This is a genomic window from Pseudomonas sp. X10 (assembly GCF_054889225.1).
The window spans coordinates 2,970,049-2,996,521 of record NZ_CM142677.1 but is presented as its reverse complement, the minus strand read 5'-3'; the positions used below and the strand labels follow the sequence as shown (position 1 = coordinate 2,996,521).

At 65.4% G+C, this 26,473-nt stretch carries 15 protein-coding genes; 14 read left to right on the top strand and 1 reads right to left on the bottom strand.

All coding sequences use genetic code 11. The annotated features are described in order from the left end of the window. The first annotated feature begins 33 nt into the window (after window positions 1-33). The 4 genes from ACYU03_RS13635 (at window position 34) to pgm (ending at window position 7,255) form a co-directional block, all read left to right on the top strand. A complete protein-coding gene (locus tag ACYU03_RS13635; protein WP_461885095.1) occupies window positions 34-1,497 on the top strand; it encodes a hypothetical protein in 1,464 nt (487 codons plus the stop codon). 111 nt (window positions 1,498-1,608) lie between these two features. Beyond that, window positions 1,609-3,261: a VRR-NUC domain-containing protein gene (locus tag ACYU03_RS13630; protein ID WP_461885094.1), complete on the top strand. Its 1,653-nt coding sequence runs from the start codon at window positions 1,609-1,611 to the stop codon at window positions 3,259-3,261. Further along, window positions 3,258-5,519, top strand: a complete 2,262-nt coding sequence (locus ACYU03_RS13625) for an ATP-dependent DNA helicase (RefSeq protein ID WP_461885093.1) — start codon at window positions 3,258-3,260, stop codon at window positions 5,517-5,519. Before ACYU03_RS13630 ends, ACYU03_RS13625 begins: the two co-directional genes overlap by 4 nt. Before the next feature lie 98 nt (window positions 5,520-5,617). Continuing rightward, complete coding sequence (gene pgm, locus ACYU03_RS13620; protein WP_461885092.1) at window positions 5,618-7,255, top strand: phosphoglucomutase (alpha-D-glucose-1,6-bisphosphate-dependent); 1,638 nt, start codon at window positions 5,618-5,620, stop codon at window positions 7,253-7,255. Window positions 7,256-7,316: 61 nt separating this feature from the next. Here pgm and ACYU03_RS13615 read toward each other — a convergent pair whose 3' ends face one another. After that, window positions 7,317-8,015, bottom strand: a complete 699-nt coding sequence (locus ACYU03_RS13615; RefSeq protein WP_461885091.1) for a pirin family protein — start codon at window positions 8,013-8,015, stop codon at window positions 7,317-7,319. A gap of 221 nt (window positions 8,016-8,236) precedes the next feature. On the opposite strand from ACYU03_RS13615, the gene ACYU03_RS13610 reads away from it, so the two are divergent. From ACYU03_RS13610 to ACYU03_RS13565, 10 genes are all read left to right on the top strand, one after another. Then, window positions 8,237-10,708, top strand: coding sequence for a UvrD-helicase domain-containing protein (locus ACYU03_RS13610; RefSeq protein WP_461891461.1), 2,472 nt, complete (start codon window positions 8,237-8,239; stop codon window positions 10,706-10,708). Between the two features lie 174 nt (window positions 10,709-10,882). Then, window positions 10,883-12,487, top strand: a complete 1,605-nt coding sequence (locus tag ACYU03_RS13605; protein ID WP_461885090.1) for a phosphopantetheine-binding protein — start codon at window positions 10,883-10,885, stop codon at window positions 12,485-12,487. Continuing rightward, window positions 12,474-14,051, top strand: coding sequence for a class I adenylate-forming enzyme family protein (locus tag ACYU03_RS13600; RefSeq protein WP_461885089.1), 1,578 nt, complete (start codon window positions 12,474-12,476; stop codon window positions 14,049-14,051). Before ACYU03_RS13605 ends, ACYU03_RS13600 begins: the two co-directional genes overlap by 14 nt. Further along, window positions 14,035-14,961 (top strand): alpha/beta fold hydrolase, encoded by a 927-nt coding sequence (locus ACYU03_RS13595; RefSeq protein ID WP_461885088.1) that lies wholly within the window; start codon window positions 14,035-14,037, stop codon window positions 14,959-14,961. The genes ACYU03_RS13600 and ACYU03_RS13595 overlap by 17 nt, the downstream gene beginning before the upstream one ends. A gap of 137 nt (window positions 14,962-15,098) precedes the next feature. Further along, on the top strand, window positions 15,099-15,533 hold the full coding sequence (locus tag ACYU03_RS13590; protein WP_461885086.1) for a MarR family winged helix-turn-helix transcriptional regulator: 435 nt from the start codon (window positions 15,099-15,101) through the stop codon (window positions 15,531-15,533). 241 nt (window positions 15,534-15,774) lie between these two features. Further along, window positions 15,775-21,621, top strand: coding sequence for a manganese-oxidizing multicopper oxidase MnxG (gene mnxG / locus ACYU03_RS13585; protein WP_461885085.1), 5,847 nt, complete (start codon window positions 15,775-15,777; stop codon window positions 21,619-21,621). Window positions 21,622-21,647: 26 nt separating this feature from the next. After that, window positions 21,648-23,633: a YncE family protein gene (locus tag ACYU03_RS13580; protein WP_461885084.1), complete on the top strand. Its 1,986-nt coding sequence runs from the start codon at window positions 21,648-21,650 to the stop codon at window positions 23,631-23,633. Next, a complete protein-coding gene (locus ACYU03_RS13575; RefSeq protein WP_461885083.1) occupies window positions 23,630-24,283 on the top strand; it encodes an SCO family protein in 654 nt (217 codons plus the stop codon). The genes ACYU03_RS13580 and ACYU03_RS13575 overlap by 4 nt, the downstream gene beginning before the upstream one ends. Further along, window positions 24,280-24,936: an SCO family protein gene (locus tag ACYU03_RS13570; protein WP_461885082.1), complete on the top strand. Its 657-nt coding sequence runs from the start codon at window positions 24,280-24,282 to the stop codon at window positions 24,934-24,936. Before ACYU03_RS13575 ends, ACYU03_RS13570 begins: the two co-directional genes overlap by 4 nt. Window positions 24,937-24,941: 5 nt before the next feature. Beyond that, window positions 24,942-26,462, top strand: a complete 1,521-nt coding sequence (locus ACYU03_RS13565; RefSeq protein ID WP_461885081.1) for a cytochrome c/ABC transporter substrate-binding protein — start codon at window positions 24,942-24,944, stop codon at window positions 26,460-26,462. Window positions 26,463-26,473 lie beyond the last annotated feature (11 nt).

The following is a 26,473-nucleotide window of genomic DNA, read 5'->3' as shown; positions in this document are numbered from 1 at the left end:
CGCAGTGGCGAACTGGGCAGGGAAAAGTTGGGGATGCTGAAGGAAATCAGCCATGAAGAGAGGGATGACACCATGAGCAACATGCATGACCAAGCCATGCAGTTTATCTATCAGCAGGTGTTGCAGCGCTTGCTCGAGCATATGTCACAGGCGCAACGCGCCTCGCTGCAATTGCTGATTCAGCGCTTGGTGGTTGCCGCTGGAGGTCTGGAGTACATCGATAATTTCAGGTTGCTGGTGCTGGACGGCGGCGATCGACGCAGCGCCCATGGCCTGGCCTGTCTGCGTGCGGCACAGTTGAGCATTGCTTCACGTGCCCAGGGGACCTTTGCGCTGCGGGTTGCCGTGGCCCGGCAGGCCGAAGCCGGCCAGTCGCTGCTGACCCATTGCGAACGCCGTTACGGCGCCTTGTTCCTGCATGATGACCCTCGGGTAGAACTGCTCATGATTGAGGATGGCCAGGTGTTGCCCTTCGACGCCAGGCGGCCGCTACCGGACAGCCTGCAGGCGCAGGAGCGCGAGGCGCTGCTGCTTTTGGGGCACCTGGCCCGTGGCCGGCCCATCGACCTCCTGGGCAGCCGGCGGCACCTGGCGCTGGCCGACGCTTATGGCAAGGTCCTCCAGTGGCACAACGGCGTGGATGCGCTCATCACGGTCATGTCACCCCTGCAACGGCAACGCTTTCTCGCCTGGGCCCGGCGTTGCTTGCGCGTGGCGGGACAGCCAGCGGGCTGGCCCTTGCAGCAATGCGCGCGCTCCTTGATCGATGGCTTGGGCAAGGTCCATCAGCAGCTCATCCATCACCTAAGGGGGATAGAACCTGACGAGGGCTGCGCCAGGCACTGTAAACCGGTCGAACGGCCTTTGCGGGTCATTGCCATCGATGATCTGCTGCAGGACATGACGGGGCAGGGGAGGCTCGACAAGATGCTCGGTGATACCGCTCCTTGGCCCTGTGCGCCAGCGTTGTCGCCGCCGCTCGATTCGTTATTACCGGCTCACCTACATGGCCTGCATGCCCAGTTCGTCTTGCAGCGTGGCTATCACCAGGGGCTCGGGGCGTTCGCAGGCCCTGCCCAGCAACTTGGGGCCAGGCAAGCTGCCGAGGCGTTGCGGGCCGATGCCGAAGCTCAGCTGTACCAGGCGTTTGGTGTGAATGACACGCATCTGGGTTGTCTTTTGTTCTCGCCCTTCATCGGACGAGGAGAGCAGTTGGAGCTGTTCCTGCGGCGTTGCCATCCGGCGATGCGGGTGGCCTTGCCCTACCTGCACAAGGCGTTGCAAGGCAGGGCCTGCCCAGAATCGGTAGAGCAATGGCTGGTGAAGGTCAGCGGCTTGCCTTTGCCCCGGTTGCAGATGCTCTACCGGCGGCGGCCCTGGCGAAAGACCGGTGATTCGCTGCTGGCGGTCCTGGCTCGGCGGGATATCGACTTGCGCTATGCACGGCAGGCCACCTTCGCGACCAAGTTTGAGGCCGAACCCATGGTGCCGTGCTGAAGGCGGCGATGGCCGTTCGGCGCTGGCAAGCGACCGTCGATCCGCGGCACTTGCCAGTGTAACGAGTCTGTATGTATAACCAGTGTCCGACTGCTGACCTGACCTGGACCCGTGATTGCCCATTCCGTCGAAGATCCCTTCTACTACCTGCATAACTTCCAACAGGTGCTCGAGTGGGTCGAGCTACGTTATGCCGACCTGCTGAGCAGCGACGAGCGCTCCTTCATCCAGGCGTTCGGCCCGTTGCCGCTCGCATCGCGGGCGCTGCTGGTGCGCATGGTCATGCGCAAGGGCCAGCTGTTTCGCGCCAGCAAGTTGGACTATACGGAAATCGGCAGCACCCATGAGGCATTGCAACCACTGCTGGCCCTTGGCTGGGTTGCTGTCGATGCCGAACTGAGCCTCGAGCAACTGTTCGCCCTGCTGCGCAAGGACGAGCTGGCCCTGTGTTTCGCTGACCAGTTGGCCCGACCGCGCGCGGGCAAGGCCGAGCTGCTGGCCCAACTGCAGCTACAGGGCCTGCCAGCCCGGTCGTTCGCGCAGTGGTATCCGGCGTGCCCCGACCTGATCGTCGAATGGCGCCTGCAGCCCCTGTGCGACCGCTTGCGCTTGCTGTTCTTCGGCAACCTGTACCAGGACTGGTCCGAATTCGTGCTCGCCGACCTCGGTCTGCTGCGCTACGAGCAGGTTGCTTTCAGCGATGACTCGCGGGCCTTGCGCCAACGGGCCGATCTGGAGCTGGCGATGGCCTTGCACGCTTGCGCCGAACGGCTGGAGCAGGGCGATCCACCTGATCAGGTACTGATGGCCCTGGAAGGCCTGCACAGCGACAATCCGTGGCTGGCTCGGCGGCGCTCGCGCCTGTTGTTCCACATCGGGCAGCAGTGCGAGCGGCTGGGCGACTGGGACCTGGCGCTGCGGGTCTACGCCGACTGCGCCCATCCCCAGGCGCGGATCCGCCAGGTTCGCGTGCTCGAACGCAGCGAGCAGTGGCCGAAGGCGCTGGAGCTGGCCTCGCAGTTGGCGGCGGCCCCGGCCAATGCCCTGGAGGTACAGGCCTTGGAGCGCATGCTGCCGCGTCTGCGGCGCAAGCTGGGCGGGCCGGCGCAGCCTCGACGCAGTGCCTCGGCGGTCAGCCTGATCGAGCTGCAACTGCCCGTCGAGATGGCCACGCTGGGGGTGGAAGAAGCGGTGCGGGTCTATCTGGAGCAGGAGGGTGGCCAGGTGCACTATGTGGAGAACACCTTGCTCAACAGCCTGTTCGGTCTGCTCTGTTGGGATGCACTCTTCGCCCCGGTGCCGGGCGCCTTCTTCCACCCGTTCCAGGCCGCGCCGCTGGATTTGCATGACCCTGGCTTCCAGGCACGGCGGCGTGAGTTGTTCGACGCCTGCCTGGCGCAGTTGGACGACGGTCGCTACCGCAGCAGCATTCGTCAGTGCTTCACGGCCAAGCAGGGCCTGCAATCCCCCTTCGTGGCCTGGCAGGTGCTCACCCCGCAATTGCTCGAGCACGCTTTGGCCTGCCTGCCGCCGCAGCACCTCAAGCAGTGTTTCCTGCGCCTGCTGCAGGATGTGCAGGGCAACCGTGCCGGCATGCCCGACCTGATCCAGTTCTGGCCCCAGGAGGGGCGCTACCGCATGGTCGAGGTAAAGGGCCCTGGAGACCGTCTGCAAGACAACCAACTGCGCTGGCTCGACTTCTGTCGCGAGCATGGCTTGCCGGTCGAGGTCTGTCATGTGCGTTGGTGCGATGAGACGGCATGAGCTACACAGTTGCTGTCCGCGCCCTGTGCGAGTTCACCGCCAAGGAAGGTGACCTGGACCTGCGCTTCACCCCGTCGCCCACTGCCCAGGAGGGTGTCAGTGGCCATCAGCGGGTGGTGGCGCGGCGCGACCCGGGGTATGAAGCTGAGGTTGTGCTCGAAGGCCAGTTCGCCAGCCTGCGCGTGCGCGGGCGTGCCGATGGTTATGACCCGCAACGCAACCGCCTGGAAGAAATCAAGACCTACCGCGGCGACCTGACGCGCCAGCCGGCCAACCACCGGCTGCTGCACTGGGCCCAGGCCAAGGTCTATGCCTGGCTGTTGTGTCAGCAACGCCAGTTGGCCGAGATCGAAGTGGCCCTGGTGTACCTGGATGTCGACAGCGACCGCCAGACCCTGATCAGCGAGCGCCATACAGCCCAGGCCCTGGAGCAGTTCTTCCAGCACCAGTGCCAGGTGTTCCTGTGCTGGGCCGAGGGCCAGGAGCGGCGTCTTGCCGAGCGCGACCGCGGCCTGCAGGCCCTGGGCTTTCCCTACGCCAGCTTTCGCCAGGGGCAGCGGCAACTGGCCGAGACCCTGTACAAGGCTGTCAGCACTGGCCGCTGCCTGATGGCCCAGGCCAGCACGGGCATTGGCAAGACCCTGGGCACCTTGTTCCCGCTGCTCAAGGCCATGGTGCCGCAGCGCCTGGACAAGCTGTTCTTCCTGACGGCCAAGACCCCAGGCCGCGCCCTGGCCCTGAATGCCCTGCGGCAAGTGATGGACAGCGCCCCGCAACCGGGCTTGCGCTGCCTGGAACTGGTGGCTCGCGACAAGGTCTGCGAATACCTCGGCAGCGCCTGTCATGGCGAGTCCTGCCCATTGGCCAAGGGCTTCTACGACCGTTTGCCCGCCGCCCGCGAGGCAGCGGCGCGGCAGCCGATGCTCGATCAGGCCAGCCTGCGCGAGGTGGCGTCGGCGCACCAGGTCTGTCCTTACTACCTGGGGCAGGAGATGGCGCGCTGGGTCGATGTGCTGGTGGCCGACTACAACTACTATTTCGACGCCCATGCCCTGCTGTTCGGCCTGACCCAGGCCAACCAGTGGCGGGTGGCGGTGCTGGCGGACGAGGCGCACAACCTGGTCGAGCGCGGCCGCCAGATGTACAGCGCCAGCCTCGACCAAGGGCAGTTGCAGGCTTTGCGCCAGAGCAAGCCGGCAGGGCTGGGCAGCGCCCTGGACCGTCTCAATCGCCAGTGGAATGCCCTGTACAAGGCACAACTGGCGCCTTACCAGGCCAGCGAGCAATTGCCGCTGGCCTTCCTCAAGGCCTTGCAGCAGTGCGTCGGTCTGATTCAGGAACGCCTCAACCAGGCGCCGGCCGAGGTGGAGCCGCAGGTACTGCAGTTCTTCTACCAGGCTTTGCAGTTCAGCCGTGTCAGCGAACTGTTCGATGAGCACTTCATTTTTGACATCAGCCTGCGCACCGGGCCACGCAAACGCCGCTTGGCAACGCTTTGCCTACGCAATGTGGTACCGGCCAGGCAATTAGGGCCGCGGATGCGTGCGGCGCGCAGCGTTACGCTGTTTTCCGCCACCCTCAGCCCCCGGCATTTCTACACCGACCTGTTGGGGATGCCAGAGGACACTGCCTGGCTGGACGTGGCCGCACCGTTTCGCGCCGAACAGTTGCAAGTGCGCATTGCCAGCCAGGTGTCGACCCGCTACCACCAGCGGCAGGCCTCGCTGACGCCGATCGTCGAGCTGATCGCCGAGCAGTACCAGGCTGCGCCGGGCAACTACCTGGCGTTCTTCAGCAGCTTCGAGTACCTGGACCAGGTCGCCACCCTCTTGGCTGAGCGCAACCCGGCGATCCCGCACTGGTCCCAGGCGCCGGGTATGGATGAGGGACAGCGTGAAGCTTTTCTTGCGCGTTTCGTGGCGGGCGGGCAGGGCGTGGGCTTCGCCGTGCTCGGTGGCGCTTTCGCCGAAGGGGTAGACCTGCCCGGAACGTGCCTGATCGGGGCCTTTGTCGCCACGCTCGGGCTGCCTCAGGTCAACCCGGTCAACGAGCAGCTCAAGTTGCGTATGGGGCGGCTGTTCGGCGCTGGTTTCGACTACACCTACCTGTACCCGGGCATCCGCAAGGTGATCCAGGCCGCAGGCCGGGTCATCCGGGGCGACGAGGACCAAGGCGTGCTCCTGCTGATCGACGAGCGCTTCGCCGAGCCCAGGGTGCAGCAGATGTTTCCCGCCTGGTGGCGGCTCGACGACCAATAAACCCATGCGGCCAAGTTCCGGTGCATCGCACACCGCTGCAACTCTCAGTACACTGCGCGTTCTAAATCCCCACATTCTCTTGAACTCGAGGTTTCTGCATGACGCTCAGTCCTTTGGCAGGCAAGCCGGCACCCGCCAGCGTGCTGGTCGATATCCCCCGACTGTTGACCGCTTACTACACCGGCCGGCCCGATGCCGCCGTGGCGGCCCAGCGCGTGGCGTTCGGCACCTCGGGGCATCGCGGCACATCGTTCGAGCTGAGCTTCAACGAGGACCATGTGCTGGCGATCACCCAGGCGATCTGCCTGTATCGCCAGGCCAAGGGCATCGACGGACCGCTGTTCATTGGTGCGGACACCCATGCCCTGTCGGCACCGGCCTCGGCCAGCGCCCTGGAAATACTCGCGGCCAATGGCGTGCAGGTGATGCTGTCGCAGGACGACGAGTACACTCCGACCCCGGCGGTGTCCCACGCCATCCTCTGCTACAACCGTGGCCGCCAGCAGGGCCTGGCCGACGGTATCGTCATCACCCCATCGCACAACCCGCCGCAGAGCGGTGGCTTCAAGTACAACCCGCCCAATGGCGGCCCGGCCGACAGCGACGTGACCAAGTGGATCGAAACCAAGGCCAACGAGTTGCTCGCCGCCGGGCTCAAGGACGTCAAGCGCATGGACCATGCCCAGGCGCTGCAGGCCGCTACGACCCAGCGCCATGACTACCTGGGCAACTACGTCGCGGACCTGGAGAGCGTCATCGACTTCGACGTAATCCGCGAGGCCAACCTGCGCCTGGGCGTGGACCCACTGGGCGGCGCCGGCGTGCGCTACTGGTCGGCGATCGCCGAGCGCTACCGGTTGAACCTGGAAGTGGTCAATACCGAAGTCGATCCGACCTTCCGCTTCATGACCGTGGACTGGGACGGCCAGATCCGCATGGACCCATCCTCGCCCCATGCCATGCAGGGCCTGATCGGCTTGCGCGAGCGTTTCGACGTGGCCTTCGCCTGTGACCCGGATCACGACCGCCACGGCATCGTGACCGCCGACGGCCTGCTGGCGCCGAACAACTACCTGGCCGTGACTATCGACTACCTGTTCCAGCACCGTCCGCAGTGGCGCAGCGACGCCGCGGTGGGCAAGACCGTGGTCAGCAGCGGCCTGATCGACCGCGTCACCGCGCGCCTGGGGCGGCGGCTGTATGAGGTGCCGGTGGGCTTCAAGTACTTTGCCGAAGGCTTGTTCGACGGTTCGCTGGGCTTTGGCGGCGAGGAGAGTGCGGGCGCGTCCTTCCTGCGCAGGGATGGTAGCGTCTGGACCACCGACAAGGACGGCTTGATCCCGGCGCTGCTGGCGGCGGAGATGACCGCGCGCACCGGGCGCAACCCAAGCCAGGCCTATGCCATGTTGACCGAGGCGCTGGGCACGCCGTACGCCACCCGCGTCGAGGCCAAGGCCAATGCGCAGCAGAAGGCCCAGTTGAGCAAGTTGGCGCCGGAGCAGGTCAAGTCCACGAGCCTGGCTGGCGAACCCATCGAACAGATCCTCAGCCATGCGCCGGGCAACGGCCAGGCCATTGGCGGCCTCAAGGTGATGACCGCCAACGGCTGGTTTGCCGCGCGGCCGTCCGGTACCGAGGATATCTACAAGATCTACGCTGAAAGCTTTGTCGACGAGGCGCATCTCCAGCGCCTGGTGAGCGAGGCCCAAGCGTTGGTGGATGCGGCGATCGCCTGATCATTCCGACACGCCCCCACAGGTTCCCTGCATGGACGCAGGGCCTGTAGGAGCCGTAGGGTCAGGCGACATCCACCAGGACGATCTCGCTGTCCTCCAGCGCCACGACCTTCAGCACTTCTTCCTGCTCGATGGCCACGCCATCCCGGGCTGCAGCCCGCAGTCCATTGATCTCCACCTGCCCCTTGGCGGGCACCAGGTAACCCCGGCGACCGGCGTCGAAGCGGTATTCGGCGCTTTCACCGGCGCGCAAGGTGGCTGCCACCAGACGCGCATCGGTGCGGATGCGCAGGCTGTCTTCATCCCCCTCGCGACCGCTTGCCAGGGTCACGAAGCCTTCGCCACGCTCACCTTTAGGGAAGGGCCGGGTGCCCCACGACGGCGCTTCGCCAACCCGCTCCGGCACGATCCAGATCTGGAAGATCCGTGTGTCGACCTTTTCCAGGTTGTACTCGCTGTGGACGATGCCGGTGCCGGCACTCATTACCTGTACATCGCCGGCTTCGGTACGGCCCTTGTTGCCGAGGCTGTCCTGGTGGGTGATGGCACCTTCACGCACATAGGTGACGATTTCCATGTCGCGATGCGGATGCGGTGGGAAACCGCTGCCAGCGGCGATCAGGTCGTCGTTCCAGACCCGCAGGTTGCCCCAGTGCATGCGCGCCGGGTCGTAGTACTCGGCGAACGAGAAGTGATGGTGAGCGTCAAGCCAGCCATGGTTGGCGTGGCCGAGGCTATCGAACGGTCGCAGTTGCAGCATGGCGTTGCTCCTTGAATCAGTGGAATGAAGCCATGATGCGTCATTGAAAGATCGAAAATAAGCGTAAATATCGGCTAATTATTATCTGTTTAGTGGATGTATAATCTTGCCGTTGTTTATGCGATTCATCGCCTAATCAACTGATCTGCAAGCATTCGCTGGCGATTTTCGACGGATAAGGCGAACATGGTCGCTGATTCATTCTTGAGTGTGGAGTGGCTGTGTCGCACGAGCATCCCCAGCCGCCGGTGGAGCTGACGCCGCCGGCCCAATTGCCCTGGTTTCGCCGCCTGGCCGCGCGCCTGCTTGGCCGGGGCCTGAGCCGGCTGCAGGCGCAGCATCGTGATTCCTGGTTTCTCGGCCATGCCACCGGGCAGCGCAACGGCCATGCCGATGGCCTGCGCGAAGGTTATGAGCAGGGGCGGGTGGATGGCTTCGAAGCTGGCCGCCAGGTCCTGGTGATCCGTGATACGCGCCCGCAGACCCATGGCGTGCCCGGGCAGGACGACAAGCTGTTCGACGACTGGCGCCTGCCGCTGAGCAGCGAGCTGAAGAAGCGTTTCAAGGCCGACGTCGCCCGGCGCCTGCCCGCCGAGGCCCAGCCTAGCGCGGCGCAGTGGAAGATGATCTTCAGCGACACGCCATCCACTTGCGTGATCGCTGGTGCCGGTGCTGGCAAGTCGACCTCGCTGGTGCTGCGTATCCTGCTGCTGCACCACTACCTGGGCCATGAACTGGACGCCATGACCGTGGTGACCTTCACCCGCGAGTCGCGCAAGGATTTCATCACCCGGCTGGTGCAGGTTTTCGCTCGCTGGGAACTGGCCCTGAGCCCGGCCCAGGCCCGGGAGTTGGTGCGTACCTTCCACTCGCGCATCCTGCCGTTGGTGCGCAGCCTGCCAGGCTTTGGCCAGGTGCGCGCCTTCGAAACCCTGGGCAGCGAGATGCCAGCGGGCAGCGAAGCCAACGCCCAGAGCAACCCGTTCGATCTGCGCCTGAACGACGCCCAGCGCCAGCAGTTGAACCTGTGCTACCGCGACCTGCTGCACGACAACCCGCGTTTTGCCGAGCTGATTGCCAGCCTGCGGCGCGAGGCTTTGCAACTGAAGTCCCTCGACCGTGACCATCCCGACGTGCAGAAACGCGTGGCCGTGACGCAACTGTCGGCCCAGCGCGACGAGGAGCTCTGCGACCTGATCGAGGACCTGTGGTTCTCGGCGGGGGCTTGGCCGATCAAAGGCATCGAGCCGAGCCGCCAGACCGTCGAGATCAACGGCAGCCGTTTTCACGTCCATGGCCATGTAGCCGAGCTGGACGCTTGGGTCGTGCTGGGTTTCGACCCAGGGGAGAGCCAACAGTACAAGCGTCCTGGCGCCAAGTTACCGGTCTGGGCGGAATGGGTGATAAAGCGCACCCTGTTTCAAGCTTTCTGCGATAAGCCAGTGATCTGGCTGGAAAACTATGCTGCAGCCAGGCGCCTGGCCTCATCCTTGGCCGGGGATGCAGTGGCCGGTCCCGGCTTCGAGTACAAGGTCAAGGGCGAACTTGCGGCCGTGCCCTTGCTCGATGCGTTTGTCGGCGCGGCTGGCTTCATCGAGAACCTCGGGCTGGAAGTCTCGACGGCGGTGGCCGGCATGAGCTTCCCGGCGGGGGACAACGATGCGTTGTTCTTCGAAGCCCTGAGCCTGTACTGGAAGGCCTTGGAGGCCCACCTGCTGGCGCAGTCGCCACCGATCATGAGCTACAACCGCATGTTCGCCCTGTTCGGCGAGAACAACCCGGAGAACCTGCAACTGCTGCCGGACCCGTTGCTGCGTCCACTGGCGCACCTGATGATCGATGAGTTCCAGGACGTTTCGCCGCAGATCGTCAGCTGGCTGCGCGCTTGTCTGCGCGAGATCCGCCGTCGTGGTCCGGCCTTGCACATTGGGCGTAGCGCGCAGCATTCGTCGCTGCTGTGCGTGGGGGATGATTGGCAATCGATCTATGGCTGGCGTGGCAGTTCGCCGAAGTACTTCATGGAGTTCGCCAAGGAGTTTCCGGCGCCGTCCAACACCCGGGTCATGTTGGTCGACAACTACCGCAGCCACCAGTACATCATTGACGCCGCCGAGCACCTGGTGAAGCCAGCGCCAGCGATCAGTGGCAAGAAAGCCAAGGCCTGCGGCCCGGCGGCGCAGCTGTCCCTGTCACCGGTAAAGGTGCTTGAACGCGACGACGCAAGCTTGGCGCAGACCGTGTTGGAGCATTACCAGCAAGGTGAGTCGGTGATGATCCTGTTTCGAAAAAGTAGCGATAAGTTGTTGATATCTGATCATTTAAAGTCAGTTATTAATCTGGATTCTAGCTTGCCTGCCGGTCAGCGCCGGCTGCGCCAGCTGACCTACCACAGTGCCAAGGGCCTGCAAGCCGACGCGGTGTTCATGCTCGGTGATTGCCAGCACCTGACCAGTTCTCCCTATAAGAACCAGGCCTATCGTATGGCCGGGTTGGGGCGCGACGGCGACGCCCAGGCGTTCGACACGGCGCAAAAGGACGAGGTCCTGCGCCTGGCTTATGTCGCGGTCACGCGCGCGGTCAAGCATTGTTACTGGTATGTGGAGGCGCCGAGCACAGAGGCGGCAAAGCTGCCGCGCGCGTCCAAGCAGGTGGATGGCCGGCAGGCCTTCTTCGAAGACCTGCGCAATCAGTGAAGGCGGCGGCCCCGTAACCATAGGGTAATGCGACACCTTGGAATTACCTTGACATCAAGGCAGTGACCATCCCAGAATTCCCAAAAACTTTGCGCGCAAAGTTTAGGGTCTGCCCTCGTCGTGCCAGCGATGAGCAGGGCGAGCGCACCGTATAAGAAACAAGGGAGCACCCCCATGCAGCTTTCTAGGGAAGTAGTACTGCAGGCCAAGGCACAGTTCGGCACGCCAACCTACCTGTATGATGAGGCGGTCTTGCGCAGCAGTTACCTTGAACTGCGTGACGCACTGCCCGAGTACGTAGACATCTTCTACGCGCTCAAGGTCAACCCGAACCTGTCGTTGGTCAGGCTGATCCGGTCTTACGGCGGCAATACCGAGGTCTGTTCGCTCGCGGAGCTGGAAATCGCCCTCAAGGCAGGGGTAGCACCGCAAGACATCATTTTCCTGGGCCCCTGCAAGAAGCCCGAGGAACACCGCCGGGCCCTGGAGGTCGGGGTCTACGCCATCGTCGTCGAGTCCGAGAGCGAGCTGCTCAGGCTCTCCGCCCTGGCCGGGCAGATGGGCTGCGTCGCCCCGGTGGCGATCCGTATCAACCCCAATTTCAGCGCGGCCGGCTCGCCCTGGAAAATGGGCGGTCGGCCTACCCATTTCGGTATCGAGGAAGACACAGCGGTGGCCGGCTTCGCCCGCTACCTGGCCTTGCCGAACCTGCGCATCCGCGGCATCCACGTCTATAACGGCACCAAGATCCTCGATGCCCGCGCGGTCTACGAAAACACCCGCTACATCCTCGAACTGTTCCGCAGCCTTTGCCGGACCCACGGCGTCAGCCTGGACATGGTCGATGTCGGTGGAGGCCTGGGCATCAAGTACTACGCCAATGAACAGGAGCTCGACAGCGCCGCGCTCAAGGTGCTGCTCTGGCCGTTGTTCGAGGCATTCCACCAGGACTTTCCGCGGACGCGGATCCTGCTCGAGTCCGGGCGTTTCATCGCTGGCCGTTGCGGCGCCTTGCTGGTCACGGTCGACCATCTCAAGGACAACCATGGCAAGACCTTCGCCGTGACCGACGGCGGCACCCACTGCCACGGCGCGGCGGTCGGCAGTGGCCAGGTCCTCAAGCGCAACTTCCACATCGTCCACGCCGCAGGCGGCCGAGGCGGGCCGCGGCAGCCTTATCACATCTCCGGTCCGCTCTGCAGTCCGGATGACCTGCTGGCGCGCGACTTGATGATCGAGCCTCTGCGCGAGGGCGACTTGCTTGCCGTGACCGCCTCCGGTGCCTATGGGCCGACCGCTTCGCCGACCTTGTTCCACAGCCAGGGGCACCCGGCGGAGGTGCTGGTCAGCCAGGGGCGCCTGGTGCTGTTGCGGGCGCGACAGGAAGCGCTGCAGATCCGCGATAGCCATGCCGATGTGCCGCTAACCGAGTTGCTCGGCCAGGCGCCGCAGGCGGACGTGGCCGTGCAAGCGCAGGACACCTCGGTGGCGACCCAGCAACAGTTGATGGAGATCCTGCGGGAGGTCCTCAAGTTATCGGCGCAAACGCCGATTCGCGCTGACTCGCATCTGCGTGACGACCTCGGCCTGGATTCGCTGACGTCCATGGAATTGCTGCTCAGCCTGGAGGACAGCATCGACGGCTTCCAGGTCGACCCGGACACCCTGACGCCAGCCCATTTCAACAGCGTGGCCAGCCTGGCCGCCTATATCGACAGCCACCGCCATACGGCCTCCGGCCAACCGGCCTCGGGCGAGGTTCATCATGCGTCAGCCTAACCTGCTGTCGCAGGTTCTGGAGAACACGGCACAGCTGTACCCGGACAAGGCGGCGATCATCTATGCCGATGAGACCTACACCTACGCTCAGCTCGACGAGGCCAGCACCCGTCTGGCCGCTGGCCTGCAAGGCTGCGGCCTGCAGCGCCAGGAGCGGGTGGTGATCTGCCTGGGCAACCGGGTCGAGACCGCCTGCGCTTTCTGGGGTGTGCTCAAGGCGGCCGGTGTGGTGGTCAATGTCGGCTTGGAGGCCAGCGCCGAAAGCCTCGGCCACATCCTGCGCGATGCCGAGCCGACGGTGCTGGTCACCACCTCGGAGAAGTTCGCCGCCCTGGGCCGTGACAGCGGGCGGCTGGCCAGCCTGCGCGCCATTGTGCTGCTCGATGGCGTCGCCGACGCGGTCGATACCTGCACCTTCGAAAGCCTGCTCAGCCACGAACTCAACCTGATGTCAGATGCGCCGAACCTGGACCTGGACCTGGCTGCGATCATCTATACCTCCGGCTCCACCGGCGCGCCCAAGGGGGTGATGCTGACCCACCGCAACATGTTGGCCGCGCTCGATTCGCTGCACACTTACCTGCGCTACAACGAGAGTGACCGGGTGCTCTGCTCCTTGCCACTGGCGTTCGACTACGGCCTGTACCAGATGATCATGTCCCTGGCCGTTGGCGCCACCCTGGTGCTGGAGAAAGAGTTCACCTGGCCGATCTTCCTCATCCGCAAGATCCGCCAGTACCAGGTCACCATCATTCCTTTCGTGCCGACCCTGCTGACATTGCTGCACGAATATGCCTTCCGCCGTGGCGCGCGTTTCAGCGATGTGCGCATGGTCACCAACACCGGTGCGGCGCTCAAGGCCTTGCACATCACCCAGATGAAACAGCTGTTTCCCCAGGCGCAGATCTACTCCATGTACGGTCTGACCGAATGCAAGCGCTGCACGTACCTGCCGCCGGAGGACATCGACAGCAAGCCCGGCAGCGTCGGTATCGCCATTCCCAACACCGAACTCTGGCTGGTGGATGATGAGGGCCGGCGTATTGTCCAGGCGCATCAGGTTGGCCAACTGGTGATTCGTGGCTCGACCGTCATGGCCGGATACTGGCGTAACCCCAGGGCCACGGCAGAGAAGCTCAAGCCAGGGCCCTATCCGGGGGAGAGCGTGCTCTACACCGGGGACTACTGCAGTCTCGATGAAGACGGCTACCTGTACTTCCACGGGCGCATGGACCATGTGATCAAGTCGCGGGGCATGAAGGTGCGCCCCAGCGAAGTGGAAGACTTTCTCTATGGGGTGGCCGGCGTACAGGCTGCGGCCGTGGTCGGTGTCGAACATGCCACGGTCGGCGAAGGACTCTGGGCGTTCGTCAGCCTGGAGGACGGTATCGAGCTGGATGCCGCACAATTGCTCGAGCGGTGCCGGGCTGGCCTGGAGGCGCACAAGGTACCCTTGGTGATCCGCGTCGAGCCCCATTTGCCCCGTACCCCCAATGGCAAATTCGATCTAGAACAGCTGCGTCAGGTGGCAGCCAGGGAGAGTACTCATGAGCCCACCGTCTAGTCCCCGGGACCATGCCCTGGACCTCAATGGCATCGAGTTCGCGGTACGCACCTGGGGCCCACAAGATGGAACGCCAGTGTTGGCCTTGCACGGCTGGCTGGACAACGCCGCCTCCTTCGAGCGCCTGGCCCCCTTGCTGGAGGGCTGCTTCGTGGTGGCGCCGGACTTGATCGGGCATGGCCGCTCCGATCACCGTCGTGGCGACAGCGGCTATTACCTCTGGGAGCATGCCGAAGACATGCTGGCCCTGGTCGACAGCCTCGGCTGGTCACGTTTTCATGTGCTGGCCCATTCCATGGGCACCGGCGTGGCCTCGATCCTCGCCACGCTGACCAGCGGTATCGCCAGCATGATGTTTATCGATGGCATGGGCGCGCCCTTCACCGTGGCGGAGGATGGCCGTCTCGAGCACTTGAGGCGCGCCTACCGCCTCAAGCGCCTGGCCCAGCGCACCCGGCTGCATGGGTTCTCGGCGCCGGGCAGCGTCCAGTTCGATAGCCTTGAGAGCGCGCTGCAGCAACGGCGTAGCAGCATCGATGGCAATTTGTCCCTCGAAGCCGCTCGCATCCTCGCCCTGCGCGACCTGCTGCGGGTGGGCGATGGCTACCGCTGGCGCCACGACCCACGCCTGGTGTTGCCCGAGCCCATGCCCCTGACCGAACGCGAGGCTTGCGAGCTTCTGCGGCGCATCCGTTGTCCTCTGTACCTGATGCTTGGCCGCCAGGGGTTGTTCGCCGGTGATCTGTTCGACAAGCGCCAGCCCGCTTTGCCCAGGCACGCTCAGGTGTTCTGGCATCCTGGCGGCCATCACTTCCACCTGGAATCAGCCAGCCCGGCATTAGCTGGCCAGATCCTCGGCGTGCTGACAATGCACGGCCCGGGGACTCTACGGCGCTTGGTCAATGAATGAGACCGTAGGTCCCGGCGAGGGCCGTGGACGATTCCTTCGGGGCCAAAGGCCGCGTTACCATCGGCCTTGGCCCGTGAAACTTCCGGGTTGCCTGACCGTGTCCCGTTCTTTGCCTACCCTGCGTGAGTTGACTGTCCTTGCACACTGATGACCCGACCTTCGATTTCGAGAAGATGCTCTGCTTCTCACTGTACGCGACCGCTAATGCCATGGTTCGCGACTACGCGGAGCCCCTCAGGCGCCAGGGCGTGACCTACCCGCAACTGCTGGTGATGGCCGGCCTTTGGGGGCAGGACGACCTGTCCATCAGTGCCTTGAGCGAGCTGACCCTGTTCGACCTCGGCACCCTGACGCCTATTGTCCGGCGCCTGGCTTCCAATGGTTTCGTCACCGTCTACCTGGACCCGAAAGACCGCCGTCGGCGCAACCTGCTGCTGACCGACAAGGGCCGTGCGCTGAAAGAGGAGGCGGCCAAGGTGTTCAACAGCATGGCTTGCAGGGTCGACCTGGAGGCTGAGGATGTGGAGCGGGTGCTGAAGGTGTGCAAGCGGATCCGCTCGCGCTTGCAGTAGGGCGTCGCGACGAGCTCCTGCGTCCGCTGATCAAGGCCCGGAAGCATTGACTCTGGGCCGTTGTGCGGGTCGTCCTCCCTGGGCGCCCGGCAGGGCCAGTCCCCCGATTCAGGGGAAGCCTTGGGGAATGCCCCCCAGCGCGCTCTGGTCGTTTCCATATCTTATTGATCTGAAAGGATAATTTTTCTGGCACGCGGCTTGCTCCGGGGCTTGCAGAGTTCCTGTGTCCCGGAGGCGCGCCATGATGACCCCGTTAAAAGGCTCTGTCCTGACTTCACTTGTGCTGGCCATGTTCGGCTGGCACATGACCGGCGAGGCGGCAGTGCAGTGCCAGCGCACGTTGGTCGCCAATGTGGTGGCGCTGGACCAGCCACTGATGTTCAACCGCCTGGGCGCGCAGAACGCCAATGGCATGATGTTCGCCCTGCGCCAGGACGTGGTGGACGAGCACCAGGTGCCCCTGGGCAAGGGCGGCGCGGCGGTGCCGGGCAAGGTCAGCCTGCGTCCGGACAAGCGTCCGCGCCCGATCGTGCTCCGGGTCGCGGCCGGTGACTGCCTGACGGTCAACCTCACCAACCTGCTGGCTTACCAGGCCAACCCGAACAAGCACGGCATCGGCCATGACGAGAACGAGGACGAGGAAGAGGAGGGCGCCAACAATCATGAAGGCGGCGAAGACTTCGTCGCCGACGAGCAGGTCACCGACCGTCATGTGGGCTTCCAGGTCAACGGTATGCAGGCGGTCAACAGCATCGGCGACATCGCTGCCAACACCGGTCGTAACGGCAACTTCCTGATCGCTCCCGGCGCCACCCGTAGCTACACCTTGTACGCCGAGCGCGAAGGCGCTTTCGCCGCCACCAGCCTGGGCGCCACCTTCGGCGGCCAGGGCACGGCCGGCAACGTCTCCAATGGTCTGTTCGGCCAGGTGGTGGTGGTACCCAAGGATGGGCGGACCTATCGCAATACCCTGACCGAAGAAGAAATGCGCCTGGCTACCACTGGCCGTACCGCGACCGGCCAGCCAGTGATCGACTACGAGGCCCGCTATCCGCAGCAGGCGCCATGGATCGCCGAGGGTAAGGCCGGGCGGCCGATCATTGCCATGGTCGATGGCAACGAGATCATCAACAGCGAGAGCGACGCCATTGTCATGGGCCCTAATCCCGATGGCAGCTTCCCGGCTTCGACCTACCCGCTGGAGCGCATCGGCAAGCGCAACCCGGCGCTGCCCAACCGCCTGGAAGCCTTTCGCGACTTCGCCTCGCAATTCACCGACGAGGTCGCCGCGACCCAGGCGTTCCCTGGTTACTGGGCGGACCCGGTGATGGGACATGTGCTGGAGCCGACCCGCGACTCCTTCATGATCAACTACGGCTCCGGCGGCATGGGCGCCGAGGTGGTGGCCAACCGGCTCGGTGTCGGGCCGATGCACGATTGCTTGTCTTGTGCCTACGAGGAGTTCTTCCTCAGCGCCCACACTGTGGGCGACGTGGCGATGCTGGTGGATGTACCGGCCAACGTCGGCCTGGAGAGCATCCGCCCGGGTGAAACCCCGCATGCCAGCCGGGTGGGAGTCAAGGCCAGCATGGCCCTGTACCCAGCCGAACCTGCCAACGTCAACCACAGCTATATCGGCGACTTCGTCAAGTTCCGCAACACTCACAATGGTCACGAGCAGCACATCTTCCACCTGCACGGCCATCAATGGCTGTTCAACCCCAACGACGACAACTCCGATTACATCGACGCCCAGGGCATCGGCCCGGGTGTCGGCTACACCTATGAAATCGCCAACGGCGGCTCGGGCAACCGCAACCGCGTGGCTGGCGATGCCATCTACCACTGCCACTTCTACCCGCACTTCGCCCAAGGCATGTGGGCCATGTGGCGGATCCACGACGTGTTCGAAGAAGGCACTCGCCTTGAAGTCAGCGAACAGGGCGAGCAGGGCTACCACAGTACGCCGTTCGCCCTGCGCAGCGGCAAGCCGGCTGCCGGCGCACGGGCTTTGCCGGATGGTGAGATCGTCGCGGGCACACCGATTCCGGCGGTGGTGCCGCTGCCGGGCAAGGCCATGGCGCCGATGCCGGGCAAGGTCGCGGTGGTGCCCAAGCTGGCTGAGCCGATGATCGCTGGGCATGACGATGACGACGATGATGATGAGCACGATGACGACCATGGCTACGGTTCCTCGGGCCCACGCGCCATTGGCTCCCTGGCCCTGGTGGACCGCAGCGAGAGCAACCGCAATGCCGACGGTAGCCTGAAGAACCCTGGCTTCCCGTTCTGGATAGGCGGCATGGAAAGCAGCGTCGGCCAACGTCCGCCGACCCCGCCGCTGGACATGCTTGACCCGGCCCTGGCCCAGCAGCTCAAAGACAGCGGCAACGCCCTGTGGGCCGACCTCGACCCGGCCCAGGTGGATGGCTGGGACGGCGGTTTGGGCCGGCACGCGCTGGACGGCTTCGCCTCCGGCGGCGATGCCCAGGTCACCACCACCCGGTTGGACTTCTCCAAGGTAGTGACCAAGGCCAAGGCGATCTACCTGCCGGAAGAGGGCACCGAGGTCGAGCAGGCGGCCATGAAGTTCCATGCCCAAGCTGAACACCCAAGCTTCGCCCTGTTGCCCGGCAGCCAGCCGGTGGCGCGCAACTTCCGCACCAATGGCGCGTTGCCGGCTGCGGGCGCACCGTTCTACGAGCCCTGCATGGACGACCGTGGCAAGCGCCTGACCCAGTCTTCTGGCGTCGGCGAGTACTTCAGTGGCGAGCGCCTGGACGGCATGAACTTCCGTGGCACTTCGGCGTTCACCGCCGACCGTCCGCGGATCTACAAAGGCGCCAACATCCAGTTCGACGCGGTGTTCAACAAGGTCGGCTACCACTTCCCGCAAGCCCGCATCACCGCCCTCTGGGAAGACGCCTGGCCGGTCATCACCAAGCAGCGCCCGCCAGAGCCGCTGGTGATGCGCATGAACACCTTCGACTGCACCATGTACCAGCACACCAACCTGATCCCGGCCTTCTATGAGATGGACGACTACCAGGTGCGCACCCCGACCGATGTGATCGGCCAGCACATCCACCTGCCCAAGTGGGACCTGACCGCCTCCGACGGCTCGGCCAACGGCTGGAACTACGAAGACGGCATCCTCTCGCCCGGCAGCCTGGTCGAGCGTGTCCATGCCATCCGCGAGTTCAACCAATGTACCGAAGGGGATTCGCGCGACGGCACCAGCGCCTGCCCGAAAGCCAAGCAGCACCCGTTCTTCGGCCGCTATGGGCGTGCCGACTGGCTCGGCGCACGCACGGCCATGCAACGCTGGTTCGCCGACCCCGTGGTCAACGTGTACAACGTCGACCGAGGCCTGGGCACCATCTTCACCCATGACCACTTCGGCCCATCGACCCACCAGCAACTGGGTCTGTACGCCACCGTGCTGGCCGAGCCGGCGGGCTCCACTTGGTACCATGCCGAGACCGGCGAGCAGTTGTACAACCCGGCATTGCGCCAGGATGGTGGGCCGACCTCGTGGCAGGCGGTGATCAGCACCAGCGACCTGGACGGGGACGGACGAAACGACAGCTACCGCGAGTTCTTCCTCGAATACAGCGACTTCCAGCATGCCTACGAGGCGGGCGTCTATGTCGGCGCCGGCCCTGACGGTGTCCCCGATGCTCAGGCCTACCCAGCGACCGCCGACAGCTTCCGCTTCGCGATCAACCCGCCGGTCCGGCAGAAGGCTTCCAACCTGCTGGAAGCTGTGGTCGAGTCCCGTGGCGGCCTGAGCCCGGGCTGCCCGAGCCGGCCATGCCCGCAGGCGATTTCGGTGGATGACCCGGGCATGTTCGTCGTCAACTACCGCAACGAGCCGCTGGCCCTGCGGGTGTTCGACCCGAACAAGGTGGGCCCGGACGGCAAGCGCGGCATGCAGGCCGACGGCCTGGCCGGCGACCTGGCCTATGCCATGCAAAGCCGTACCGACCGTGTCATCCCGGCGATGAACCTGGCGCCTTCAGCCGTCACCTCGGCCGTCGGCCCGACCGGTGGCACCACACTGTTCCCACCGCACATCAACAAGGGCGGCAGTGAGCCGGGCGATCCATTCACGCCAATGCTGCGTACCTACTCCGGTGACAACGTGCGCCTGCGCATGCATGCCGGCGGTCATGAAGAGGAGCACAACGTCACGCTGCACGGGGTGAAGTGGCTGCAGAACGGCTCCGGCTACGGCAGCAGCTCCAACTCTGGCTGGAAGGCCTCGCAAATGGTCGGTATCTCCGAGCAACTGGGCTTCATGGCGCCAGTGGCGATGATCTCCAGCTCCGCAGCCAGCGACGGCGACTACCTGTACTCCCTGGATGCCGCCCTGGAAGGCTACTGGAACGGAATCTGGGGCATCATGCGCAACTACACCACGGCGCGCAGCGACCTGTTCCCGCTGCCGAACAACCCGCAGCCGGTGTCTGCGCGCAACACCGTGGCCTTCGACGGCATCTGCCCGCGCTACACCGCCAACCCCACTGGCATCGGCACCCGGCCGACGGTCAAGCGCAACTACGAAATCGTCGCCGCCCTGGCCAACGATATCCTGGAGAACCGCCACGGGGTGAGCATCACTGACCCTGCCGGCAACGGCCAGCACGTCGGGGGGCCGCTCAAGGTCAACGGCGGCACCCTGGTGTTCAACAGCCGCAACACGGCCATCCCGCAAGCCACGGTGATCGACGAAGAGGACGGCGAGGTCTTCACCATCGGTGGCCACAGCGCGCCGCTGCATGATCCGACCGCCATCCTCTATGTGCGCAAGGCCGACCTCGACCTAGTCAGCGGCAAGCTCAAGCCTGGTGTGCCGGTGGAACCGCTGGTGCTGCGTGCCAATGCCGGCGACTGCATCAGCGTGACCCTGGAGAACCGCCTGCCACTGGTGATGCCTGACCTGGCCAGCACGGCGGTGATGCAGAACGTGGTCAAGCGCGACCGCAATGGCAGCGAAGGCTCCACCGCCTTCAACAACAACATGATGCGGCCGTCCAGCCATGTGGGCCTGCACGCCCAGTTGCTGAGCTATGACATCACCAAGTCCGATGGCGTCAACGTCGGCCTCAACCCGGTGCAGACCGTGCCGCCACGCAACGGCAGCAGCGGCGCCTACCCGACCAAGGTGTACCAGTACTATGCCGGGCACCTGGAACGCGAAGGCAAGCCGGTGGTCCAGCTGGGGCGCACGGTGGACAACATCAACACCACGGCCATCGAGTTCGGCGGCCTCAACCTGACCCCGGCGGATGTCATCAAGCAGCCGCAGAAGGGCCTGGTCGGTGCCATGAGCATCCTGCCGCAGACTGCGACCTGGACCGAAGACACGGCTAGCCGCGCCTCGGCCACGGTACAGCTCAGCGGGCAAGCCGCCTACCGCGACTTCGTCACCGTTTGGCAGCGTGCGCTGAACATGCGCTGGGCCGATGGCCGGCCGGTGGAAGGCATCGCCACCGAGGGCAATGGTGTGCCGGGGGATCCGAAGGACAACTCCGACATGGCCATCAACTACAAGACCGAGCCTCTGTGGCTGCGCTTCGGCCTGGCGCCGGACGCGCCATTCGGCCATGCCGATGGCCATGGTTGGGCCGATGTGCCCAATGCCCACATGGCCTACAGCAACGCCCTGGTCGGTGGCGACCCGCAGACCCCGATACTTTGGGCCAAGCCCGGCCAGCCCGTGCGCAACCATGTGCTGATGCCCAGCGGTGGCAGCCGTGGCATTACCTACCAGCTCGACGGACACCTGTGGCCGCTGCATGCCTTCCAGGCCGAGAAGAATGACCAGGACGGCTACCCCATGTGGCTGCCGGGCATCGGTTCGGTGCGCTTCGGCTACAACCCGATGTCGATGTACATCGGCGCCCAGGAGAGCGTGCTGCCAGCGGCGCACTTCAGCTTCATGCTGCCGAGTGCCGGAGGGGCCAACGCGGTGCCGGGGGACTACCTGTTCCGCGACTACGCCGCCTATGGCAATGCCGCCGGTCTCTGGGGCCTGCTGCGGGTCACCAACGAAGCGCCGCCGGCCACGGCTCCGGCGCAATAGGACACGAGGAAAAGGGGAGCATGGGCATGGACAAGAAGAATCGCCCCGCGTACCTGGGGGGGCTGTTGGGTGTGGCGTTGATCGGTCTGGGTGTGGCCTACGAGCAGCTCTGGTGCGACCCGCGCGAGCTGCTGCAACAGCCGGCGGCCGACTCCCAGGCCCTGCACCGGCTCAGCCGGGACGGCGTGACCGTCGAGTTCGAGGCCAAGCCGGCGGATGGCAGTGGGCAGTTGCGTGAAGGCGGCTTCGCCAGCATCCGCTTCAAGGTCACCGACCAGAGCAGCGGCCAGCCGCTGTCCGGCATGGCGCCAGGGGCCTGGCTGGACCCGGCACAAAGCGCGCCGGCCAGCGGCGGACGCGATGCCAGTTGCAAGGCGCGGGTGGCGCTGTTCCTCAAGAGCAGCATTGGCGCACGGCCCTTGCTCGACCTCAACAGCTACTTCCTGCTGGTGCTGAACAAGGACGCCAGTCTGACGGTGATCGATCCAACGGTGTCGGTGGGTGGGGTCACCAGCACCCTGGCGCGTATCGAGTTGCCGGGCCAGCCGATGGACTGGGTGGCCAGCAGCAATGACAAGCAGGTGTTCGTGTCCATGCCGGAGCGGGGCCAGGTGGCGTTGATCGACACCGAGACCTTCCGCCGCGTGGCCAACCTGGAGGCTGGCGAGCAGCCGTTGCGCGTGGCCCTGCAGCCGGACGAGCGCCGGCTGTGGGTTGGCAACAACAGCCAGGACCCGGCGCGAAGCGGGGTCACGGTGATCGACGTGCCCAGCCGCCGCACCCTGAAGTTCTTCGCCACTGGCACCGGCCACCATGAAATCGCCTTCAGCGCCGACTCGCGCTATGCCTACGTCAGCAACCGCGACAGCGGCACCCTGAGCATCATCGATGCCGCCGAGATGCGGGTGGTGAAGACCCTGGACGTTGGCCCGCACCCGTTGTCCGTCGCCTATTCGGCGTTGTCCCAGGCGGTGTACGTAGCCGATGGCCGCGAGGGCAGCATCCGGGTCATCGATGCCCGCAGCCACAAATTGCGCCATCAGGTTCAGGCCGGGCAGGGCCTGGGGCCGATGCGCTTCAGCAGCGACGGCCGCTACGGCATCGCGCTCAACACCCTGGAGAACCAGGCGCTGGTCATCGACGCCAGCACCGATCGGCTGATCCACCGCATTCCGGTGGCGGCCGAGCCCTATCAACTGATCTTCACCAAGGCCTATGCCTACGTGCGCGGCCTGGCGTCGCCCAAGGTCAGCATGATCAACCTGGGCAGCCTGGGCGAGGGCCGCGAGCCCATCGTCCAGGGCTTCGAAGCCGGAGCGGCGGCACCGCGCCAGGCTGGTGACCTGCCGCTGGCCCAGGGCCTGAGCGTGTCACGGGACGACAATTCGGTGTTCGTGGTCAACCCGGTGGACAACACCACCTATTTCTATGCCGAGGGCATGAACGCGCCGATGTCCGGCTATGCCAACCGTGGCCATCAGGCTCGCGCTGCGATCGTCATCGACCGCAGCCTGCGCGAGCTGGCACCAGGGGTCTACGGCTCGACGGTGAAGTTGCCGGCGGCCGGAGCCTTCGACGTGGCCTTCCTGCTCAACCAACCGCAGATCATCCACTGCTTCAGCACCGAGGTGGCTGCCGCTCCGGGGGCTGTGCAACGCAAGGGCGTGCGCGCCGAGTTCCTCAGCGACGGCCAGCCCTTACTGCAACACAGCGCCTACACCGCGCGGGTGCGCATCCTCGGCGACGATGGCCTGCCTCGCACCGGCTTGCGCGACATCAGCCTGCGCTACTTCCTGGCGCCGTCTTCGCTGGCCCGCAGCCTGCCGTTGGAGGAGGTGGGCGATGGCGTCTACCAGGCCCCGCTGGAGCTGCCCGAGGCGGGTGCCTGGTACCTGCATGTGCAATCGCCTTCCCTCGGCCGGCGTTTCGCCGAGAACAACTACACCAGCCTGCGTGTCCTGCCGGCCGCAGCGCCTACCGCTTCCCAAGGGGAACCCAGGAGTGTGCGATGAACCTCGGTCAACACGGCAAACTGCTCGGCTTGAGCCTGCTGCTGGCGAGCAACCTGGCGCTCGCCCATGCCGGTCACGATCATGACGGGCACGTCCAGCCGCCGCCCGCGGCTCATCAGGAGAAGGCCAGCGTGCGCTTCGCCGATGTCTCCCTGCTGAACCAGGACGGCATGCCAGTGCGCCTGGAAAAGGACCTGGTCGGTGACAAGCTGGTAGTGATGGGCTTCATCTACACCAGTTGCACCACGGTATGCCCGGTGGTCTCGTCGATCATGGGCAAGGTCCAGCAGCAGTTGGGCGGCCGGGTTGGCGAGGAGGTGCAGTTGGTATCGATCAGCGTCGACCCGCAGCGGGACGATCCCAAGCGTCTGCAGGGCTATGCCAGGACCTTCCAGCATGGCCCGGGCTGGAGCTGGCTGACTGGCTCGCCCTATGCGATCAGTGAGACCCTCAAAGGCCTGGGCAGCTTCAGCGCCAACCTGGCCGAGCACCCGCCGTTGATCCTCGTGGGTGACGGTCGCAGCGGCCATTGGACGCGGTTCTATGGCTTTACCGACCCCTCGGCGCTGATCAGTGAGATCGATCGCTTGAGCGCCCGCCGGGTGCATGCCCGGCACACCGCCATTGCCGGGACGGAGGTGCAACCATGAGCAGCGATGCTTGCCGGCGCCCAGGCATGCGCGGCCTCGACTGGCTGGCCCTGGTCGGTTGCCTGTGGATCCTCGCCTCGGTCGCCTTCGCCCATGAGGGCCACGCCCCGGCCACGCCCACGCTGCCAGCCGAGGCCAGCAACGCCACCGGCACCCGTGACGCCCAGACCTGGTTCACCGACACCGTGCTCAAGGACCAGAACGGCCGAGAGCTGCGCTTCTACAGCGATGTGCTCAAGGACCGGGTGGTGATGCTCAACGTCATCTTCACCCACTGCAATGACGCCTGCCCGCTGATTACCCGCAAGCTGCGCGAGGTGCGCGAGGCAATGGGCGCCGAACTGGCCAGCCAGGTGACCTTCATCTCGATCAGCAGCGACCCGCAGAACGATACCCCGGCGGTGCTCAAGGCCTTTGCCGAAAAGCAAGGGGTGGATGGGCCGAACTGGCTGTTCCTCACTGGCGACAAACCCCAGGTCGATCTGGTGCTGGGGCGCCTGGGGCACTTCCTGCCCAGCCCCGAGCAGCACTCGACCCAGTTGCTCGCCGGTGACGTGGCCGGTAAGCGCTGGAGCAAGATTCGCCCGGATGCGCCGCCAGCGGCCATTGCCCAGCGCATGCAACTGCTGGCCCAGCCTCTGGCGGGGCGGTGAACGCCATGGCCCGGCTGCTGGCGCTGTGGCTGGGACTGGCCTTGGCCTGGCCTGTCGCCGCCCTCGAGCTGAGCGCGGCGGAGCAGGCAGGCAAGCGTCTGTACCGGGAGGGGCTGTCGAGCAGCGATGCCCAGGTGGTGGCGCGGGTCGGCGCCAGCGGCATGAGCGTGCCGGCCAGCGTGTTGCCCTGTGCCAGCTGCCACGGCAACGATGGCCGTGGTCGTGCCGAGGGTGGCGTGCGGCCGGCGGTGCTCGACTGGCAGCGCCTGGCCCTTGGGCAGGGCAATCGTCAGGTCAATGGCCGTCAGTACCCGGCCTATGGCGACGCCAGCCTGGCCCGGGCCATCCAGGAGGGCGTGGACCCAGCCGGTAATCGCCTGGACCCGGCCATGCCACGCTTCGTCCTGAGCACGGCCGACCAGCGCAACTTGACCGCCTACCTCAAGCGCTTGGGCGAAGAGCGTGACCCGGGCGTAGAAGACAGCAGCCTGCGCCTGGGCACCCTATTGCCAGGCAAAGGGCCGTTGGCCGAGGCGGGGCGGGTGGTGCGCGCGGTGCTGGAGGACGGTATCGAACAGCTCAACCAGCAAGGCGGCATCCACGGCCGGCGCTTGGCGCTGCGGGTGCTCGATCCCGGCCCGGACCAGGCCAGTGCCGAGCGGGCCCTGGTGCGTTTGCTGGAAGAGGAACAGGTGTTCGCCCTGATCGCCCCGCTGGCGCCGATGCTCGACCAGCGACTGGCCGGCCTGCTGGAGCAGGCCCAGGTGCCGCTGATCGGCAGTACACCGCGAGGTGGCGGCAGTCCGCAGATCTTCGACCCGTTACCAGGCCTGCGCGAGCAACTGCTCAGCCTTGCCAGCTATGGTCGGGACGCCCTGGGGCTAGTGTCGGGGCAGGTGCGGGTGGTGTATGCCGGAGAGGAGCAAGCCGTCTTGGCCGAAGCCCTGCAGCAGCGCCTGCGACAATTGGGCTGGGCGCCTTTGCCGGTAGAGGCCTTCGACGGCCAGGCGGTGGATGGGCAGGCGCTGTTCTTTCTCGGTCGTGCCTCGGCCTTCGCCGAGCTGGCCGAGGCACTCCAGGCGGCGGACCGCAGGCCCTACCTGTTCGCGGCCTCCAGCCAAGTGGCCAGCGAACTGCCCCAGCTCTCCGCCGTTTGGTCGGAACGGGTGTTGTTGGCCTATCCGTTCGTTCCCAGTGACTGGAGCGAGCAGGGCCGGGCGGTACTGGCGGCGTTGCAGCAGCGTCAGGGCCTGGATGGTCGCCAGGCGTCGCTGCAGGTCAGTACCTGGTGCGCCCTGCGGTTGTTCAGCGAAGCACTCAAGCAGGTGGGCCGGGACGCTAGCCGGGAGCGACTGGTGCGGGCGCTGGAAGGCCTGCACGACGTCCCCACCGGACTGACCCCGGCGCTGGGATTCGGCCCAGGCCGCCGCCAGGGCTTGGCCGGCGCCCATGTGGTCACGGTGGCCATGCCCGGCCCGCGTTTCCGGGCTGTCGCCCCTTACCGGCCCGTGCCGGATAGCCCTTGATCGGAGGTTGC